The 16,897-nt window shown below is 68.2% G+C and carries 16 protein-coding genes; 11 read left to right on the top strand and 5 right to left on the bottom strand.

The genetic code is table 11. From position 1 onward, the window contains the following. The first annotated feature begins 73 nt into the window (after positions 1 to 73). A complete protein-coding gene (gene msrA, locus IFT71_RS10135) occupies positions 74 to 616 on the top strand; it encodes a peptide-methionine (S)-S-oxide reductase MsrA (RefSeq protein WP_031395728.1) in 543 nt (180 codons plus the stop codon). An 88-nt stretch (positions 617 to 704) separates the two neighbouring features. Here the strand turns inward: msrA and IFT71_RS10130 are convergent, their stop codons facing one another. After that, entirely contained in the window at positions 705 to 1,709 is a 1,005-nt protein-coding gene (locus IFT71_RS10130) for an L-threonylcarbamoyladenylate synthase (RefSeq protein WP_192140650.1), read from the bottom strand. A 46-nt stretch (positions 1,710 to 1,755) separates the two neighbouring features. Between IFT71_RS10130 and IFT71_RS10125 the strand changes: the two genes are divergently transcribed. Continuing rightward, the gene (locus tag IFT71_RS10125; RefSeq protein WP_192140648.1) at positions 1,756 to 3,468 is read left to right on the top strand and encodes an acyl-CoA dehydrogenase; all 1,713 of its coding nucleotides are present in this window, start codon (positions 1,756 to 1,758) and stop codon (positions 3,466 to 3,468) included. A gap of 434 nt (positions 3,469 to 3,902) precedes the next feature. Continuing rightward, a complete protein-coding gene (locus IFT71_RS10120) occupies positions 3,903 to 4,733 on the top strand; it encodes an arylamine N-acetyltransferase family protein (protein WP_192140646.1) in 831 nt (276 codons plus the stop codon). Between the two features lie 35 nt (positions 4,734 to 4,768). Here the strand turns inward: IFT71_RS10120 and IFT71_RS10115 are convergent, their stop codons facing one another. Further along, a complete protein-coding gene (locus IFT71_RS10115) occupies positions 4,769 to 5,125 on the bottom strand; it encodes a GntR family transcriptional regulator (RefSeq protein ID WP_031394568.1) in 357 nt (118 codons plus the stop codon). A gap of 37 nt (positions 5,126 to 5,162) precedes the next feature. Continuing rightward, positions 5,163 to 5,738 (bottom strand): nitroreductase family protein, encoded by a 576-nt coding sequence (locus tag IFT71_RS10110; protein ID WP_192140644.1) that lies wholly within the window; start codon positions 5,736 to 5,738, stop codon positions 5,163 to 5,165. 164 nt (positions 5,739 to 5,902) lie between these two features. Between IFT71_RS10110 and IFT71_RS10105 the strand changes: the two genes are divergently transcribed. Then, entirely contained in the window at positions 5,903 to 7,696 is a 1,794-nt protein-coding gene (locus tag IFT71_RS10105) for a peptide MFS transporter (RefSeq protein ID WP_183936093.1), read from the top strand. A 151-nt stretch (positions 7,697 to 7,847) separates the two neighbouring features. Here the strand turns inward: IFT71_RS10105 and IFT71_RS10100 are convergent, their stop codons facing one another. Continuing rightward, entirely contained in the window at positions 7,848 to 8,840 is a 993-nt protein-coding gene (locus IFT71_RS10100; RefSeq protein ID WP_192140642.1) for an aldo/keto reductase, read from the bottom strand. Continuing rightward, positions 8,815 to 10,089: a dicarboxylate/amino acid:cation symporter gene (locus tag IFT71_RS10095; RefSeq protein ID WP_056406869.1), complete on the bottom strand. Its 1,275-nt coding sequence runs from the start codon at positions 10,087 to 10,089 to the stop codon at positions 8,815 to 8,817. Before IFT71_RS10095 ends, IFT71_RS10100 begins: the two co-directional genes overlap by 26 nt. A gap of 69 nt (positions 10,090 to 10,158) precedes the next feature. Here IFT71_RS10095 and glmM point away from each other — a divergent pair, with 69 nt between their 5' ends. From glmM to IFT71_RS10060, 7 genes are all read left to right on the top strand, one after another. Then, positions 10,159 to 11,499 (top strand): phosphoglucosamine mutase, encoded by a 1,341-nt coding sequence (gene glmM / locus IFT71_RS10090; RefSeq protein ID WP_192140640.1) that lies wholly within the window; start codon positions 10,159 to 10,161, stop codon positions 11,497 to 11,499. Beyond that, complete coding sequence (locus tag IFT71_RS10085; RefSeq protein WP_031439763.1) at positions 11,499 to 11,714, top strand: DUF1272 domain-containing protein; 216 nt, start codon at positions 11,499 to 11,501, stop codon at positions 11,712 to 11,714. The genes glmM and IFT71_RS10085 overlap by 1 nt, the downstream gene beginning before the upstream one ends. A gap of 212 nt (positions 11,715 to 11,926) precedes the next feature. Next, positions 11,927 to 12,718, top strand: a complete 792-nt coding sequence (thiD, locus tag IFT71_RS10080) for a bifunctional hydroxymethylpyrimidine kinase/phosphomethylpyrimidine kinase (RefSeq protein ID WP_192140638.1) — start codon at positions 11,927 to 11,929, stop codon at positions 12,716 to 12,718. Beyond that, the gene (locus tag IFT71_RS10075; RefSeq protein ID WP_192140636.1) at positions 12,706 to 13,344 is read left to right on the top strand and encodes a ribonuclease HII; all 639 of its coding nucleotides are present in this window, start codon (positions 12,706 to 12,708) and stop codon (positions 13,342 to 13,344) included. The genes thiD and IFT71_RS10075 overlap by 13 nt, the downstream gene beginning before the upstream one ends. A gap of 177 nt (positions 13,345 to 13,521) precedes the next feature. Beyond that, complete coding sequence (locus IFT71_RS10070; RefSeq protein WP_056675158.1) at positions 13,522 to 14,664, top strand: site-specific DNA-methyltransferase; 1,143 nt, start codon at positions 13,522 to 13,524, stop codon at positions 14,662 to 14,664. Positions 14,665 to 14,822: 158 nt separating this feature from the next. Then, positions 14,823 to 15,878, top strand: coding sequence for a dihydropteroate synthase (gene folP / locus IFT71_RS10065; protein WP_192140634.1), 1,056 nt, complete (start codon positions 14,823 to 14,825; stop codon positions 15,876 to 15,878). A gap of 104 nt (positions 15,879 to 15,982) precedes the next feature. After that, positions 15,983 to 16,867 (top strand): bestrophin family protein, encoded by an 885-nt coding sequence (locus IFT71_RS10060; protein WP_031396098.1) that lies wholly within the window; start codon positions 15,983 to 15,985, stop codon positions 16,865 to 16,867. Positions 16,868 to 16,897 lie beyond the last annotated feature (30 nt).

Below are 16,897 nucleotides of genomic sequence, written 5' to 3'. Positions count from 1 at the left end.
GGACCGTCGATCACATGCGTCTCCTCTTTGTTGCGGGGTAGCGGCTTCCTATCTTGGCGGAAAGGAGATCGTGATGACGGATTATGTAACGCTGGCGGGCGGGTGCTTCTGGTGCACCGAGGCCGTGTTCAAGGACGTGATCGGCGTCGAGAGCGCCGAGAGCGGCTATATCGGCGGGCATGTGCCTGATCCGACGTACAAACAGGTGTGCGGTGGCGATACCGGCCATGCCGAGGCGATCCGGATCGGCTTCGATCCCGAACAGCTGAAGCTCGGCGACCTGCTCGACATCTTCTTCGCGACGCATGACGCGACGACGCTCAACCGGCAGGGCAACGACGTCGGCACGCAATATCGTTCGGCAATGTTCCCCGCCGACGACGCGCAGAAGGCCGAGATGCAGGCCGCGCTCGAGCGTGCACAGGCGGACAGCGCCAAGCCGATCGTCACGACGATCGAGCCGATGACGACGTGGTACGAGGCCGAAGGCTATCACCAGGATTATTGGGAAACCTCGGGCCGTTCCAACCCCTATTGCATGGCGGTGATCCCCCCCAAGCTGCAGAAGCTCCGCAAGAGCTTCGCCGCACGGTCGAAGGCCGCGGTGAGCGCGTAACGGTGCCGTTCCCCCGCGGACGCGGGGGTCCAGCTAATTACCGGATGCCAACGCGACTCCTGGACCCCCGCCTGCGCGGGGGAACAGCTTAGCGGTGCGCGGCGCGGCGGAGGCGGTCGTTGATCGCCTCGCCGATGCCTTCGGACGGAATTGGCGCAACGGCGATCCGCGCCGCCGCATTCGCGTCCGCGGCATGGAGCAGGTCGAACAGCTTCGCGGCCGCTTCGACGAGGTCGCCTGACGTCGACAGCGAGACATCCCCTGCAACCGCCCCGAACCCGATCAGCCATTCGCCGTCTTCGGCATCGAGCGCGTTCAACCGCAGCGCCTTGCTCGGCGCATAATGGCTTTCAAGCTGCCCGGGCGCCGAAACCGCACGCCCCCCCGGCGAAGGCCGGGGCCCAGTTGGGGGACGATCGTGATGCACGTCGCCCTTAGTTACAGCGACCTTTCCACCTGGGCCCCGGCCTTCGCCGGGGAGGTGGCTTAAGAGCAACTCCGCCGTCACCGGCCCCGGCCGCAACACCGTCCGCCCCGCCACGATCGTCGATTCGAGCCCCGCCTCGGTCGCGCCATCGTCGAGGATCAGCGGCACGTTCCCCCCGAGACTCGCCGCGACATGCGCCGCGGTCGTCGGCGAGATCCCCCCGCTCGCATTGGCTGACGGTGCCGCGAGCGGCCGCCCCGATGCCGCGATCAGCGCCTGCATCGCGCGGTGCCGCGGCACCCGGATCGCGATCGTGTCGAGCCCCGCGGTCACCAGTGCCGCGACTCCTGAATCGCGGCGCACCGGCAGCACCAGCGTCAGCGGCCCCGGCCAAAACGCCGCGGCCAGCGCGCGCGCATCCGCATCGAACACCGCGATCCGTTCGGCCGCGGCGAGATCGGCGACATGCACGATCAGCGGGTTGAAGCTCGGCCGCCCCTTGGCCGCATAGATCCCCGCCACCGCCTGCGCGTCGGTCGCGTCCGCGGCGAGTCCGTAGACCGTCTCGGTCGGCACCGCGACGAGTCCGCCGGCGCGAATCATCGCCGCCGCCTGCGCGACCGCCGCGGTGCCGTAGGGTAAAATCAGGGGGTGTGGACGCGTCATTCTGAAGGCCTATAGCGGGCGCAAAGCATAGCGATAAGAGGATGCCATGGCCTTCACCCCAGCAACCACCGAACAGCGTTTCGTGCTCGATCACGTCGTGCGGATCGGCGAACTCGCCGCCACCGACCGGTTTTCCGCCGCCAGCGACGACGTCGTCGACGCGGTGCTCGAAGGCGTGGGACAGTTCGCCGCGGGCGAATGGGCGCCGCTCAACCGCGCAGGGGACACCGTCGGCGCGAAATGGACCCCCGACGGCGTCGTCATGCCCGACGGTTTCGCGCAGGCGTACAAGGACTATGTCGAGGGCGGCTGGGGCACGATCGGCGTCGAGGAGGAATGGGGCGGGCAGGGCCTGCCCTTTGCGATCCAGACCGCGGTGCTCGACACGCTCGGCTCGGCGAACATGGGCTTCGCGCTCTGCCCGACGCTGACTGTTGGCGCGATCGAGGCGCTCGCGCATCACGGCAGCCCCGAACAGCAGGCGCTCTACCTCCCGCATCTCGCGACCGGCGAATGGACCGGCACGATGAACCTGACCGAGCCACAGGCCGGCTCCGACGTCGGCGCGCTGCGCGCCACCGCCACCCCGCTGGGTGACGGCAAGTGGAGCATCAAGGGCACCAAGATCTATATCTCGTTCGGCGATCACGACATGGCGCCGAACATCGTCCACCTCGTCCTCGCGCGGACACCGGGCGCGCCCGCGGGCACCAAGGGCATCTCGCTCTTCCTGGTGCCGAAATACCGGCTGAACGACGACGGCACGCCCGGCGACTTCAACGACGTCCGCGTCGTCTCGATCGAGCACAAGATGGGGCTCCACGCCTCGCCGACCTGCGTGCTCAGCTTCGGCGACACGGACGACTGCGTCGGCGAGCTGATCGGTGCGGAACTCGGCGGCATCCGTGCGATGTTCACGATGATGAACAATGCGCGGCTCAATGTCGGGCTTCAGGGCGTCCAGGTCGCGGAGGGCGCCACCCAGGGCGCGGTCGCCTATGCGCTCGACCGCGTCCAGTCGGCGCGCGCGGGCTCGCCGAACAAGGAGTCGGTCAAGATCGTCGAGCATCCCGACGTCCGCCGCATGCTGCTGCGGATGAAGGCGCAGACCCAGGCGGCGCGCGCGCTCGTCTATTATGCCGCCGGGCAGGTCGACCGCGCCAACATGGGCGACGCCGCGGCGCGCAACCGCCTCGAACTCGTCACCCCGCTGGCCAAGGCGCACGGCACCGACATCGGCAACGAGGTCGCCTCGCTCGGCATCCAGGTGCATGGCGGCATGGGCTATGTCGAGGAAACCGGTGCCGCGCAGTATTTCCGCGATGCGCGCATCACGCCGATCTACGAAGGCACCAACGGCATCCAGGCCGCCGATCTGGTCGGCCGCAAGCTCGCGCTCGACAATGGCGGCGCGTTCGCCACGCTGATCGCCGACATCCGCGCGGAAGCCAGGGACGAGCGGCTGCTCGCGCTCGTCGACGCCTGCGACGCGATCGGCCGCCGCCTCGCCACCGCGGACGCCGACGACAAGCTCGCCGCGAGCTACCCCTTCCTGACGATGCTGTCGGTCGCGACCTGCGGCTGGCTGATGGAACGCCAGGGTACGGTCGCCGGCACCGACGACTTCGGACGGATGAAGGCGGCGTCGGTGCGCTTCTACCTCGAGCAGGTCGTCCCCGAAGCCATGGGCCTCGTCGCCGCCGCCAGCGCCAGCGCCGCGGTGCTCTACGCGATCGAACCGGCGCTGTTCGCGGCGTAAGCCCCCCTCCCGTCATCCTGACGAAAGTCAGGATCCAGAGCCACGCATGCGGGCGTCCGTGGCTCTGGATCCTGGGTCGAGCCTAGGATGACGGAGGGGGCTGGTGCGCACACCCCCGTCCGCCCCACCCCCGTTCGCCCCGCTTCCATTCGCCCCGCTCCCACACCCACTCCGTTCGCCCTGAGCGCAGTCGAAGGGCTGCCCCAAGCCCAGGTGCTTCGACTTCGCTCAGCACGAACGGCGGGGGTGAGGGGCGGCGGCGGGGGTGTATCCCCGCGGCGGCGGGGGACGCATGCGCGCGGGGCCGGGGGACGTATGTTCACCCGTGCCCCAGAACCGCGGCTGCTCCTCAACTACCCCCACCCGCCCTTCAGCACTCGACGGCCGCGCCACACGCACGGTATGGGCAAACCCAAACGAGGACCCCCCGACCGATGTTCGATCTCGACGCCTATCTGACCCGTGTCGCCATGCCCGCGCGGCCCACGCTCGACTCGATCGGCCTCGGCCGGTTGCAGCTGGCGCACCGGCTCGCCATTCCATTTGAGGATCTCGACGTCGTGCTCGGCCGCGGCATCGCGATCGACAGCGCCTCGGTGTTCGCCAAGCTCGTGACCGCGCGCCGCGGTGGCTATTGCTTCGAGCATAACCGGCTGTTCCTCGACGCGCTCGCCGAACTGGGCTTTGCCGCCCGCCCGGTGCTCGCCCGCGTCTGGATCGCCGCGACCGAAGTGCCGCCGCTCACGCACACCTTCGCGCTGGTGACGATCGACGGGCAGGCCTGGATCGCCGACACCGGCTTCGGCGGCAGCTACACGCCCGTGCTCCCGCTCGCCGACGGGGCCGAGGCGACCGCACCCGATGGCGCGCGCTTCCGGCTCGAGGCGACCAGCCGCGATCACGGCGAACAGGGCTGGATGCTGCTGCGCGACGGGGATCCGATGACCACCGACGGACGCGGCGCGAGCGGCGGGTTCCAGCCGCAATACAGCTTCACGCTCGCCGAGGTGTTCGACGCCGATCTGCTGCTCGGCAATCACTGGACGTCGACCGCGCCGGCGAGCCGCTTCACCCAGACCGCGATCGCCAGCATCGTCCTGCCGAACGGTTTCGCCTCGCTGATGGGGCGCACCTATCGCCGGCGGTCGGGCACCGATACGGCGGCGGGCGAGATCACCGACCCGCGCGTCTACCGGATCCGCATGAGCCTGTTGTTCGGGATCGACCTGAGCGTCGACGACATCGCCGCCCTGAATCTGTTCTGAGCCACCCGCCGCGCGGGATCACCCCGCGGGGCGGCTCAGGCCCGCTCGTGCGCCAGCAGGTCGCGCGCGTCGAGACCGAGCAGGTCGATATGCCCGAGGATGCGCGGCCAGTGCGTGGTGACGAACGTCTCGCGTTCCGCCACACGCAACGCCTCCGCGGCCCCCGGCAGGACGAACATGCCGACGCCGCGCCGGACCTCGACATAGCCATCGTCCTGGAACGTCTGATAGGCCTTGGCGACGGTCAGTGGATTGGCGCCGTGCTCGGCGGCAAAGGCACGGACCGAGGGCAGCTGATCACCCGCGCGATAGTCGCCGCGTAATATCCCGGCGGCGATCGTGGCGCGGAGGCGGAGATATACGGGGCTGTCTTCGCTGCTGAGCGCTGTCATGCTGCCTTAATACAGCAATTGGCCATTTCGTCGAGTCCTAGGGCCGCCAGCGCGAGACGACACGTTCCATATCGGGGCGGGGCCGTTCGTCGAGCGGCCGCGACGGCGTGCCGACGAACAGGAACCCGGCGATCCGCTCATGGCCTTCGCCGAACGCATCGCGCACCGTGTCCGAATAGCTCGGCCAACCGGTCAGCCAGCCGCCCGCAAAGCCCAGCGCGTGGACCGCGTGGAGCAGGTTCATGCACGCCGCCCCGGTCGACAATTCCTGTTCGAACACGGGGATGTGGCTCGGCTTGGGCGACGACAGCACGACGACCAGCGCGGGGGCCTGGTGCGCGAACTGGTCAAGCGCCTCGATCTCGGTCCGCGACGCGGTCGGCCGCTCGACGCGGTACGCATCGATGATCAGCGCGGCGAGCGCGGTGCGCTGGTCCTGGCCGACCACCACGAACCGCCACGGCGCCAGCTTGCCATGATCGGGGGTGCGCGCCGCGATCGCCAGGATCTGCGCGAACTGGTCGGCATCGGGACCGGGCGCGACGAGGTCGCGCGGCTTGCCCGAACGGCGGGTCGCGAGCAGCGAAAGCGGGCTGGAAGTGTCGTTGAACATCGCCCCGCAGATAGGCACGGGGCGCGGCAATTTACAGCCGCGTCCGCGATTTAGCAGGCGGTCCCGTGGCCACCGATATTTACAGTCCCGGCTTTGCCGCTAGGTAAGGCCGCAATGAAGCCGCCGCGTTCGACGGCGGCCCAGCGTTTCAGGGAGCGTAAAAGATGGTGGACACCCCGACCGCGGATACGCCGCGAGAGCCGGATATCACCCATGTGAACCCCGCCAGCGGGGAGACGTGGTTCGGCCATCCCCGCCAGCTCGCGCGACTGTTCACCACCGAAATGTGGGAGCGTTTCGGCTATTACGGCATGCGTGCGCTGCTCACGCTGTACCTCACCAAGCATTTCGTGTTCGGCGACCGCGAGGCGACCGGGCTGTACGGCGGCTACACTGCGCTGGTGTATCTGACGCCGCTGGTCGGCGGCTATCTCGCGGACCAGTATCTCGGCTCGAAGCGCGCGGTGAAGTTCGGCGCGATCATCATGGCGATGGGCTATCTGCTGCTCTGCTTCGGCGGCGAGACCGCCAAGCCCTATGCGACGATCGCCAACCAGCGTTACGAGATCCAGGTCGTCGAGCAGGCCGACAGCGAGGTCCGCTACCTCGTCGACGGCGCGAACAAGCTGAAGATCAAGGGCAATGACGACGGCACCGTCTCGTTGCTCGCCGCCGACGGCGCGGTCGCGCGGACGGTCGAGAAGGGCGGCTTTGAATCGGGCGCGGAACGCAGCAGCTTCTACGTCACGATCATGCTGCTCGCACTCTGCATGATCTCGGTCGGCAACGGCTTCTTCAAGCCCAACATCTCGACGATGGTCGGTGAGCTCTATGCGCAGGGCGACAAGCGCCGCGATGCCGGGTTCACGATCTTCTACATGGGGATCAACCTCGGCTCGCTCTTCTCGCAGCTGCTCTGCCCGTTCCTCGCGGTCGCGTTCGGCTGGTGGGCCGGCTTCGGGCTGGCGGCGATCGGCATGCTGTTCTCGTGGACGCTGATCCAGTTCGATGGCGGCAAACTCAACGGATATGGCGAGCCGCCGGTGCGCAGCGGCCCCGATCGCGCGCTCGGCATCTATGCGCTCGCGCTGCTCGGCATCCCGATCTTCTACCTGCTATTCGTCAACCTGATGAACGCCGAGCCGCCGGTGCCCGGATCGGGGATCATCGGCTACATCGTCTCGCTGTCGCTGATGGGCAAATTGCTGTTCGGCACGTTCCTGGTCGCGGTGCCGGGCATCCTGATCTGGTCGTTCGTCAATGGCGAGCGGCGCGAGTTCCAGATGATGCTCGCGGCGATGGTGCTGATCGTGTTCAACGTCGTGTTCTGGACGCTGTTCGAGCAGGCCGGCTCGAGCCTCACGCTGTTCGCGGATCGCAACACCGATCTCAGCGTGTTCGGCCTGTTCAGCATCTCGGCCGGGCAGACGCAGTTCTTCAACGCGTTCTTCATCGTCGCGCTCGCGCCGGTGATGTCGATCCTGTGGACCAAGCTCGCCGCCCGGGGCATCGAGCCGTCGATCCCGGTCAAGTTCGGCATCGCGCTGATCGGCGTCGGCGTCGGCTTCCTGTTCCTCGTCTGGGGCGCGAGCATGGTCGGGCCGACGTTCAAGGTCGCGATCTGGTGGCTCGCCGGGCTCTACTTCATCCACTCCTTCGCCGAGCTCTGCATCTCGCCGGTCGGGCTCAGCATGATCACCAAGCTGTCGATCGCGCGCGTCGTCGGGCTGATGATGGGCGTGTGGTTCCTGTCGATCTCGGTCGCGCAATATGTCGCGGGCATCGTCGCGCAGGTCGCCAGCGTCGAGACGGTCGGCGGTCAGGTGACCAATCTGAAGGTCAGCCTCGACACCTATGCCGGCGTGTTCTGGACGATCGGGCTGGTCTCGGCGGGGATCGGCGTGCTGCTGCTGCTGATCTCGCCGCTGATCAAGAAGTGGATGCACGGGGTCCAGTAAGGCCGCTGGACCTGCCGACGCATCATCCCCAATAATCCGTCATCCCCGCGGAGGCGGGGATCCAGACACTCTGCAGTTCGTGATAGACCACGGCCTGCCAGTCTGGATCCCCGCCTGCGCGGGGATGACGATTATGAGGCAGTAGACCCTGTCAGATCCGCGTCATCGACAGTGCCTTCTCACCGTAGCGCGGCCCCGCGGTGCCGCCCCTCGGCGCCGCCGCATCAAGCTTCGCCAGATCGTCCGCCGACAGCGTGACGTCGTCCGCCTTCATGCTGTCCTCCAGCGTGACGCGGCGCTTCGACCCCGGGATCGGCACGATGTCGTCGCCCTGCGCCAGCAGCCACGCCAGCGCGACCTGCGCCGGGCTCGCGCCATGCGTGTCGGCGATCCCCTTCACCACCGCGACCATTGCCATGTTCGTGGCGAAATTCTCCTCCGAATAGCGCGGGTCGTTGCGGCGGTAATCGCCCTCGGGCAGGTCCGACCGCGCGGTGATCTGCCCGGTCAGGAACCCGCGCCCCAGCGGCGAATAGGGCACGAACCCGATCCCCAGCTCACGGCACAGCGGCAGGATTGCGTCCTCGACCCCGCGCTCCCACAGCGAATATTCGCTCTGCAATGCCGCGATCGGATGCGTCGCCGCGGCACGCCGGATCGTGTCGAGCCCGGCTTCCGACAGCCCCAGATGCCGCACCTTGCCCTCGCGGACGAGCTCCGCCATCGCGCCCACCGTATCCTCGATCGGCACGCCCGGATCGACGCGGTGCTGGTAGAGCAGGTCGATCGTCTCGACGCCGAGCCGCTTCAGCGACCCCTCGCACGCGCGCCGCACATTGGCCGGCGTCGAGTCGACGCCGGTCATGCCGTTCTCGTCATAGCGGAAGCCGAACTTGGTCGCGATCACGACGCCGTCGCGCTTGCCGCGGATCGCCTTGCCGAGCAGCTCCTCGTTGATCAGCGGACCATAGATTTCGGCGGTGTCGAACAAAGTCACGCCCAGTTCGATCGCGCGGTGGATCGTCGCGATGCTCTCGTCGGCGGGGGCGCTGCCGTACATGTCCTTGCCGACCCCGGCCATCGGCATGCAACCGAGGCCGAGCGCGGAAACCTCGAAATCAGGGCCGAGCGTGCGATACTTCATGCGGAATCTCCTCGGCGCCGCCGCCGTGATCGGACCGCGCCGCGACGGAGATAGTGACGGCGGTGTCCATCGTCACGTTCCCGACCGTGCGAAACAGGTCGGGAATGGTCTCCACCGCGATGAGCAGGCCGAGCACCTCGAGCGGGATGCCCATCGCCAGCGCGACCGGCGCGACCGAGGCGACGAAGCTGATCGTGCCGGGTAGCGAGATCGATCCCATCGTCGTGATCGCCGCGGTCGCGACGCCCGCGGCCATCTGCCCCGGCCCGATCGGCAGCCCCAGCCAGTGCGCGACATAGAGCGCGACCGCGAGGTTCATCGCCGGGCTGGTCGCGCGGAACACCGCGACCGACAGCGGCAGGACGATCCCGGCGGTGGCGGGCGACGCGCCGAGCTCGGTCGAGGCCTTCAGCATCGCCGGCAGCGAGGCGAGCGACGACTGGGTGCTGATCGCCACCGCCTGCGCCGGCGCGACCGCGCGCGCGAACCGGCCCAGGCTGACCCGGCCGCCGATCATGCCGATCGGATAGGCGCTCAGCAGGACGATGAAGCCGATCGCCGAGACGCAGACGATATAGTGCAGCAACGCGCCGAACGCCGCCGTCCCGGTGCGCGCACCGACCCCGTAGGCGAGCGCGAAGATGCCGATTGGCGCCAGCTTTAGCACCCATTTGATGATAATCAGCAACGCGTCGACGACCGCCTGGAAGAAGCCGGTCAGCACCCGGCGGCGATCATCGGGCAGTTTCGTGACGGCGAACGCGAACGTCAGCGCGAAGACGGTGAGCGGCAGGAACGAATCGCTCGATGCCGCGGCGACGATGTTGGTCGGCACGATCGTGTCGAAGAACGCGCCGATCCCCGGCACCGGCCCGACCGGGGCGGCGCCGGTCAGCGCGGCGCGCAGAGCGGCACCGAGCCCGCGTGGCAGCGGGAAGGCATCGAGGATCAGTGGCATGACCAGCGCGGACATGATCGTCGAACTCCACAGGATGACGACGATCATCACCATCGCCCGCATCGTGATCCGCCCGGCGCGTGCCGCCTCGGTCGTCGCGCCGATCCCGGTGACGAGCAGCCCGACGACGAGCGGCACGATCACCATCTGCAACCCGTGCAGCCAGGCCGCGCCGATCGGCTGGGTCACCGCCGTCGCCGCGAGCGCGTGGGCCGGCGACCAGGCGGCCGCGGCGATGCCGATCCCGATGCCGCCGAACAGCGCTGCGAGTATCCGTGTAGTCTGCGACATGCTCGCCCTTCGTGTTCCACCGCGCTATCAGCGATGCCAGAGAGCGATACCGGACGGAAAGCATTGACGATGGCAAGGAAATATTTCGGCACCGACGGCATTCGCGGTGCCACCAACGCATCGCCGATGACCGCGGAGATGGCGATGAAGGTCGGCATGGCGGCGGGCGCCTATTTCCTGCGCGGCGATCACCGCCACCGGGTCGTGATCGGCAAGGACACGCGGCTGTCGGGCTATATGCTCGAATCCGCGCTGGTTGCAGGCTTCACCAGCGTCGGCATGGACGTGGTGATGGTCGGGCCGATGCCGACGCCTGCGGTCGCGATGCTGACCCAGTCGATGCGCGCCGATATCGGCGTAATGATCTCCGCCAGCCACAATCCCTATGCCGATAACGGGATCAAGCTGTTCGGCCCCGACGGCTTCAAGCTGTCCGACGAGGCCGAGACCGCGATCGAGGCGCTGATCGACGGCGACGTGCCGCTGGTCACGTCGAGCAAGATCGGCCGCGCGCGCCGGATCGACGATGCGCAGGGGCGCTACATCCATTTCGCCAAGTCGACCTTCCCGGAAAATCTGCGGCTCGACGGGATGCGGATCGTGCTCGATTGCGCGAACGGCGCCGCCTACAAGGTCGCCCCCTCGGCGCTGTGGGAACTCGGCGCGGACGTCGTCGCGATCGGCGTCACGCCCGACGGCACCAACATCAACGACGGCGTCGGCTCGACCGCACCGCAGGCGCTTGCCGAGACGGTGGTCGCGAGCGGCGCGGATATCGGCATCGCGCTCGACGGTGACGCCGACCGGCTGATCGTCGTCGACGAGACCGGCACGATCGTCGACGGCGATCAGCTGATGGCGACGATCGCGGCAAGCTGGGCGCGGCAGGGGCGGCTCAAGGGCGGCGGCCTCGTCGCCACCGTGATGTCCAATCTCGGCCTCGAACGCCATCTTGCCGCGCAGGGGCTCGGGCTGGTCCGCACCCAGGTCGGCGACCGTCACGTGCTCGAAAAGATGCGGTCGAGCGGCTATAATGTCGGCGGCGAGCAATCGGGGCACATCATCCTCAGCGACTATGCCACGACCGGCGACGGCCTGGTCGCAGCCCTCCAGATCCTCGCCGAGGTCAAGCGCTCGGGCGCGCGCGCGGGCGAGGTGCTCCACCGGTTCGAGCCGTTGCCGCAACTGTTGAAGAACGTCCGGTTCGGCGGCGGCAAGCCGCTCGACGACGAGGCGGTGAAAGCGGTGATCGCGCAGGCCGAGGCCGAACTCGCCGGCAAGGGGCGGCTCGTCATCCGCCCGTCGGGCACCGAACCCGTGATCCGCGTGATGGCGGAAGGGGATGATCCGGGTCAGGTCGGGCGCGTCGTCGACCGGATCTGCGACGCCGTCCGCAAGGTCGCCGCCTGATGCTCGAGATGCGCCCCACCTGCGAACGCTGCGCCGCCGAGCTTCCCGCCGACGCGCCCGGCGCGTTCATCTGCTCGTACGAATGCACCTTCTGCGCCTCCTGCGCCGACGCGCTCGACGAGCGCTGTCCCAATTGCGGCGGCGAACTCCTCGACCGCCCGACCCGGTTCGGCGACGCCCCGCCACAGAGACCGGCCTCGGGCCGGCGGCACTAGACCCTCTCGAAACCTCTACCACCCCGGCGAAGGCCGGGGCCCAGTTGGAAAGGTCGAGGTAACGGATCGCTGCCCTCCGTCAGGAGCAGTACCCAACTGGGCCCCGGCCTCCGCCGGGGAGGATGCACGCATATGTCGCGCTTCCCTGTCCCGCACCGCACCGACTATGCCATAGCCCGACCCATGACCTCCAACCCCGCCCGGCACCGCCAATGACCGCGAGACTCCTCATCATCGCCGGCTCCGATTCAGGCGGCGGCGCCGGCATCCAGGCGGACATCAAGACCGTCACGATGCTCGGCGGCCACGCGATGACCGCCATCACCGCGATCACCGCGCAGAACACGCTCGGTGTGCAGGCGGTCCACCCGGTGCCCACCGACATCGTCCTCGCGCAGATCGACTCGGTCGTGTCCGACATCGGCGTCGACGCGGTGAAGATCGGCATGATCGGCTCGGCAGAAACTGCCAACGCCGTCGCCGACCGCCTGACCACCCTGTTCTCCCGCGACCCGATACCGATCATCTTCGACCCGGTCATGATCGCCAGCAGCGGCTCGGTGCTCGCCGACCCCGACACGATCGCCGCCTTCGCCCGCCTCATGCGGATCGCCACGCTCGTCACCCCCAACCTCCCCGAACTCGCAGCGCTGGGCGGTGAGGCTGCGGTACGCGCACTCGGGCCCGCCGTGCTCATCAAGGGCGGCCACGCCGAAGGCCCGCTCGTCACAGATCGCCTCGTCACCGACGCCGGCGAAACCCTCTGGACCAACCCCCGCATCGAAACCCGTCACGCGCACGGCACCGGCTGCACGCTCGCCAGCGGGATCGCCACCGGGCTCGGCCAGGGCATGCCGCTCGACGCAGCCATCGCGCGCGCGATCGCGTTCGTTCGCGCCGCACTTGCGCAGCCGCCGGGGCTTGGCGCAGGGCACGGGCCGATGGGGCACGCGCTCGGCGTCAGCCCGTTCGACCAGCTGAAAGACCGCACATGCCCGGCATGAAACACGAAAAGCTCTGCGTCGGCCCCGTCGCCGGCGTCGACGAAGCCGGTCGCGGTCCGCTCGCCGGTCCGGTCGTCGCCGCCGCGGTGATCCTGCCCGTCAAGGGCGTGCCCCGTGGGATCGACGATTCGAAGAAGCTCTCCGCCTCCGAGCGCGAACGGCTCTGCGCGCGGCTCAAGGGCTGTGCGATCGTCGGCATCGGCATCGTCGAGCCCGACGAGATCGACACGCTCAACATCTACTGGGCGACGATGAAGGCGATGACGCTCGCGGTCGACGCGCTCGCCACCGAACTCGGCCACGCGCCGGGCCATGTGCTGGTCGACGGCAACCGCCTGCCGCGCTGGAGCTACCCCGCCACCCCGCTGGTCGGCGGCGATGCGAAATCGCTGTCGATCGCCGCCGCCTCGATCGTCGCCAAGCACACGCGCGACCTGATCATGATCGCCGCCGCCGACATTCACCCCGAGTACAACTGGCATTCGAACAAGGGCTATGGCTGCGCGCACCACATGAAGGCGCTGCGCGATCACGGTCCCACACCGATTCATCGCCGCAGTTTCGCCCCCGTCGCGGCGGCCTATCTGACGCGCGAGGGCCTTTTCGCGAAGGAAACGACGAGCTGAGTCTTTCGCGCCACACCCCAAGGGCTTGAGGCGCGAGTCTGTCACGACTCAACATCTGGGCGACGGCGACTCGTTTGGTCGCACCGACGGATTCGCGCCCGCGCGCCGTTCATCAAACTCTGCTTGACGGAGTCGGACAATTCCGCAGCTATGGGGGTCGACAAGGGGCGCAAAAACATGGGTTTGATCGACACGATCGCGCGGCCGCGCGCGGTAAAGAAGGTAGCGGCGCCGGCCGTGCAGCCCGCGCTGCCGCTCGACCAGATCCTGCGCGGCGACTGTATCGAGCGCATGAAGGCGCTGCCGTCGAACTCGATCGACATGATCTTCGCCGACCCGCCCTACAATCTCCAGCTCGGCGGCGAGCTCTATCGCCCCGATGGCAGCCATGTCGACGCGGTCACCGACGAGTGGGACAAGTTCGACACCTTCGCCGCCTATGACCGCTTCACCCGCGCCTGGCTGAAGGAAGCGCGCCGGATCCTCAAGGACGATGGCAGCATCTGGGTCATCGGCAGCTATCACAACATCTTCCGTGTCGGCGCGGCGGTGCAGGATCTCGGCTACTGGATTCTCAACGACATCGTCTGGCGCAAGACCAACCCGATGCCCAATTTCCGCGGCACCCGCTTCACCAACGCGCACGAGACGCTGATCTGGGCGTCGAAGGGCGAGAAGGCGAAATACACCTTCAACTACCGCGCGATGAAGACGCTCAACGACGAGCTGCAGATGCGCAGCGACTGGGAATTCCCGATCTGCGGCGGCCCCGAGCGGCTCAAGAAGAACGGCACCAAGGTCCATCCGACGCAGAAGCCCGAGGCGCTGCTCTACCGGATCCTGCTCGCGTGCACCAAGCCCGGCGACGTGGTGCTCGATCCGTTCTTCGGCACCGGCACGACCGGCGCGGTCGCCAAGCGGTTGGGGCGCAGCTGGATCGGGATCGACCGCGAGGGCGAGTATATCGAGGCGGCGCAGGAGCGCATCGAGGCCGCACTGCCGCTCGACGAATCCGCGCTGGCGACGATGATGAGCCCGCGCGCGCAGCCCAAGGTCGCGTTCGGCGTGCTCGTCGAGAATGCGTATCTCGCGCCTGGCACGGTGCTGACCGACGGCAAGCGCCGCTGGCGCGCGACGATCCGCGCGGACGGCTCGCTGCTCAGCGATTGCGGCACGATCGGCTCGATCCACAAGCTCGGCTCGACGCTCCAGAACGCGCCCGCCTGCAATGGCTGGAGCTTCTGGCATTATGAGAGCGATAAGGGCCTGAAACCGATCGACGACCTCCGCCAGACCTATTTGCTGGCGACGACGGTCTGAGCTTTACCGTGCGGCGGTATCGATAGGTCCTGCTTGAACCTGTTCTCCCGCGAAGGCGGGAGCCCAGGCTGGGTCCCCGCCTTCGCGGGGAAACAAATCGCGCTTGGCCAATAGTGGGAACGGTCATATCCGGCACGCCCCGCTGACGGAGTAGCTCGATGACCTTCCACCTCCGCCCCGTCCAGTTCGTCGACACCCCGATCGGCCATCCCGATGGCAGCGTCGCGCGGCTTGCGGGCGGGATGCAGTGGTTCGCCGCCTATGAGGTGATCGAGCGCGGGACCCGTCGCACGATCACCGTCGCCGACGTCGCCACGCAGGGCGAGCGCGCGGCGCATCTTCACGCGCTCATCACCGCGCCCCGCGCCCCCCTCCCGCTCGGCGAGCGCATGCTGCGCTTCGACCAGCCGCTCGTCGCCGCTATTCTCAACGTCACCCCGGACAGCTTCTCCGACGGCGGCAAACATGTCGACGACCCCGCCGCCGCCGCCGCCGCCGGGATCGACATGGCCGCGGCGGGCGCGACGATGATCGATGTCGGCGGCGAATCGACCCGCCCCGGCGCGGCGGCGGTCTGGGAAGGCGACGAGATCGCCCGGCTCGTCCCCGTCGTCGAGCGGCTCGCCCGCGCCGGCGCGATCGTCTCGGTCGACACGCGCAAGGCCGGCGTGATGGCGGCGACGCTCGCCGCCGGCGCGCATATCGTCAACGACGTCGCCGCCCTGCTGTGGGACGATCGCGCGCTCGAGGTGGTCGCGGCGAGCGGCTGTCCGGTCGTGCTGATGCACTCGCCCGACCCGCGCGAGGGCGGCCACGGGCGGACCGGCTACGCAAACGTCGTCACCGACGTGTTCGACTGGCTCGAGGCGCGGATCGCCGCGGTCGTCGCGGGCGGGGTCGATCGCACGCGGATCATCGTCGATCCCGGCATCGGCTTCGGCAAGACGCTCGCCGACAATCTCGCGCTGCTTAACGGCCTGGCGATGTTTCACGGGCTTGGCTGCCCGATCCTGCTCGGGGCGAGCCGCAAGCGGCTGATCGGCGCTTTGTCGAACGAGGCCCCGGTCGGCGACCGGCTCGCCGGATCGCTCGCGCTCGCGCTTAAGGGCGTCGAGGCGGGCGTCCAGATCCTGCGCGTCCACGACGTCGCCGAGACCGTTCAGGCGTTGCGCGTCTGGCGCGGGATGCGTGACCTCGCACTCGTCGGCGGCTGACCCGGCGCCGATCTTCTGGTCACATGTTCGGGGCGGAATATCGCCGCATTGCAGCGAAATGCGCGATCGCGCATTAGACAAGGTGTCAGCAAGGAGCCTTTCGTTTGATCGTTACCGCAACACCGCGCCTCAGCCAGATCCTCAGCGAAGTGTGGCGCCCGTTGCTCGGGCTCTTTGTCTGGGACGTCGTGGTGACCATCACCTATTATGTCCTGCCCTTTCACGCGCCGTCGCTGCCGCTGACGCTGTTCGGCACCGCGCTCGCGCTGTTCCTCGGCTTTCGCGACAATTCCGCCTATCAGCGCTGGTGGGAAAGCCGCGGCCTCTGGGGGCTGATGACCAACGCCTCGCGCAGCCTTGCCCGCATGACGCGCAACCTGCTCCCCGAACCCGAAGGCCATGATCTCAAGCGGACGATCGTCCTGCGCCAGATCGCCTATGTGAACGCGCTGCGCTGTCAGTTGCGCCGCCAGCCGGTCGCGCCCGATGTCCTGCGGTTCCTGTCGGAGGACGAGGCGTCGTTCGCCCTCGCGCGGACCAATCCCGCCAACGGCCTGCTCGACGGTACCGGCCGGCGGATCGACATCGCCCGCCGCAACGGCTGGATCGACACGATCCAGCAGGCCTCGTTCGAACGGCTGCTGGTCGATATCGCCAATGCACAGGGCGGGATGGAGCGGATCAAGAACACGCCGCTGCCCAACCAGTACCGCTTCTTCCCGACGCTCTTCACCCGGCTGTTCTGCATCCTGCTGCCGATCGGGCTGGTCGAGACGCTCGGCTTCGCAACCCCGATCGGCTCGACGATTGCAGGGCTGATGTTCCTCGCGGTGCTTCAGATCGGCGACGATCTCGTCGATCCGTTCGCCGACACGATCCACGACGTGCCGCTCAACGCGATGTGCCGCACGATCGAGATCGACCTGCTCCAGGCGATCGGTGACGAGGCCCCCGAGCCGCTGAAGCCGGTCAAGGGCGTGCTCTGGTAGGTCGCTGCCTTTAATCCGGCTCCAGCACAA

Source organism: Sphingomonas sp. CFBP 13733 (genome assembly GCF_014841795.1).
Taxonomy (GTDB): Bacteria; Pseudomonadota; Alphaproteobacteria; order Sphingomonadales; family Sphingomonadaceae; genus Sphingomonas; species Sphingomonas aerolata.
The sequence above is the reverse complement of the archived record's forward strand: the minus strand, read 5'-3'. Positions and strand labels throughout refer to the sequence as shown.

Bases quoted from the DNA above. Each gene is read 5' to 3' on its own strand.
- msrA (WP_031395728.1), top strand. From the start codon at position 74: ATGACGGATTATGTAACGCTGGCGGGCGGGTGCTTCTGGTGCACCGAG.
- IFT71_RS10130 (WP_192140650.1), bottom strand. From the start codon at position 1,709: ATGACGCGTCCACACCCCCTGATTTTACCCTACGGCACCGCGGCGGTC.
- IFT71_RS10125 (WP_192140648.1), top strand. From the start codon at position 1,756: ATGGCCTTCACCCCAGCAACCACCGAACAGCGTTTCGTGCTCGATCAC.
- IFT71_RS10120 (WP_192140646.1), top strand. From the start codon at position 3,903: ATGTTCGATCTCGACGCCTATCTGACCCGTGTCGCCATGCCCGCGCGG.
- IFT71_RS10115 (WP_031394568.1), bottom strand. From the start codon at position 5,125: ATGACAGCGCTCAGCAGCGAAGACAGCCCCGTATATCTCCGCCTCCGC.
- IFT71_RS10110 (WP_192140644.1), bottom strand. From the start codon at position 5,738: ATGTTCAACGACACTTCCAGCCCGCTTTCGCTGCTCGCGACCCGCCGT.
- IFT71_RS10105 (WP_183936093.1), top strand. From the start codon at position 5,903: ATGGTGGACACCCCGACCGCGGATACGCCGCGAGAGCCGGATATCACC.
- IFT71_RS10100 (WP_192140642.1), bottom strand. From the start codon at position 8,840: ATGAAGTATCGCACGCTCGGCCCTGATTTCGAGGTTTCCGCGCTCGGC.
- IFT71_RS10095 (WP_056406869.1), bottom strand. From the start codon at position 10,089: ATGTCGCAGACTACACGGATACTCGCAGCGCTGTTCGGCGGCATCGGG.
- glmM (WP_192140640.1), top strand. From the start codon at position 10,159: ATGGCAAGGAAATATTTCGGCACCGACGGCATTCGCGGTGCCACCAAC.
- IFT71_RS10085 (WP_031439763.1), top strand. From the start codon at position 11,499: ATGCTCGAGATGCGCCCCACCTGCGAACGCTGCGCCGCCGAGCTTCCC.
- thiD (WP_192140638.1), top strand. From the start codon at position 11,927: ATGACCGCGAGACTCCTCATCATCGCCGGCTCCGATTCAGGCGGCGGC.
- IFT71_RS10075 (WP_192140636.1), top strand. From the start codon at position 12,706: ATGCCCGGCATGAAACACGAAAAGCTCTGCGTCGGCCCCGTCGCCGGC.
- IFT71_RS10070 (WP_056675158.1), top strand. From the start codon at position 13,522: ATGGGTTTGATCGACACGATCGCGCGGCCGCGCGCGGTAAAGAAGGTA.
- folP (WP_192140634.1), top strand. From the start codon at position 14,823: ATGACCTTCCACCTCCGCCCCGTCCAGTTCGTCGACACCCCGATCGGC.